The sequence below is a fragment of the Priestia sp. BR_2 genome (assembly GCF_041954005.1).
Lineage (GTDB): Bacteria > Bacillota > Bacilli > Paenibacillales > Paenibacillaceae > Paenibacillus_AQ > Paenibacillus_AQ lautus_A.
In genome coordinates this window covers 1-1,300 of record NZ_JAVFHM010000190.1, presented here as the reverse complement: position 1 = coordinate 1,300, position 1,300 = coordinate 1, and the positions used below count along the sequence as shown (strand labels likewise).

Below are 1,300 nucleotides of genomic sequence, written 5' to 3'. Positions count from 1 at the left end.
ACGTAAAGCATTCATTATTTAAATTGTACTTGGAGAATAGAAAGCCTTGCCACTTTTTTTAATTTAAATATATTTTTTAAACTTACATATCTACTTGCTGTACTTTTTATCTCGAGCTCTTTAACATTGCCAAAATCTTTGAGAGACTCGCTACGTTCTTATTTTGAAGAGTTTCAGCAAAATGCGATATTTTATAAAGCGCTTCCATGCTTTCAATCGGATATTTTCCAGCAGCAGTTTCAGCAGAAAGCATCACTGCATTCGTGCCATCAAGTACTGCCTGAAACACATCTGTCACCTCAGCCCTTGTAGGAATTGCGCTGCTCACCATTGATTGAAGCATTTGTGTCGCTGTGATCACATACTTGTTTTGCATCCGGCATTCATGAATTAATATTTTTTGGAGCAAAGGAATCCATTCATAAGGCAGCTCTACTCCTAAATCTCCTCGTGCAATCATAATTCCATCGCCTTCTTCACATATTTTCTTGAAATTTTCTATAGCTTCCATTGTTTCCACTTTTGCAATCAGCTTTGGTGCATTTAGATGTTTTAAATAGATAAAATTTTTGATGTCTTTTAAATGTTTAGGGGTTCTTACGAACGAACAAGCAAGAAAATCTACTTTTTCTTTCAATAAGAATACGATGTCTTTTTTATCTTTTTCAGTAATGGCTGGCAAACGGACGCGAGCCCCTGGCAAATTTACTCCTTTATGAGACGAAATAGATCCGCCTTTTTTTACCTTTGTGACAAGTGTATCTTCTTCTACTCTTTCAACAACCAGTTCTACTTGACCGTCATTCATTAAGATTTTGCTTCCTGTTTGAACATCCTTCACGATACCCTTATAGTCAACGCTGGCTCCTTTTTCATTTCCTGCCATCTGCTCTGTATATAAAATAAATGATGCGCCTTCTTTTAACACTACTTCTTTTGACTTTATCACTCCAAGTCTAATTTTAGGACCTTGTAAATCTCCTAAAATTTGAACAGAGGAATTTAAAGACCTTAACGTAGCTATAATTGTTTTATGACTTTCATGCGACCCATGAGATAAATTCAGCCGAGCAATTGTCATTCCTTTTCCCAACAGTCTCTCTAGTACATCTTTTTTATTACTAGCAGGTCCAATTGTACAGATTCTATCGATTGCCACTGCCTTTCACCATCCTTTTAATGTAGGATGCCCATTTTCATAAAAGAGATAAGCTTTATACAAAAATAGGTATACCAACACAAAAAAATGCCTCTTAGTCAATAACTTGCCTAAGAGACAGCCCTTTTCTTACTTTACCCA

At 35.9% G+C, this 1,300-nt stretch carries 1 protein-coding gene; it reads right to left on the bottom strand.

What is annotated here, in order from left to right; all coding sequences use genetic code 11:
* Positions 1–106: 106 nt before the first annotated feature.
* Positions 107–1,159 carry a pyruvate kinase gene (locus RB298_RS12805; protein WP_486047257.1) on the bottom strand — a complete coding sequence of 351 codons (1,053 nt, stop codon included), beginning with the start codon at positions 1,157–1,159 and terminating at the stop codon, positions 107–109.
* Between the last annotated feature and the right edge of the window lie 141 nt (positions 1,160–1,300).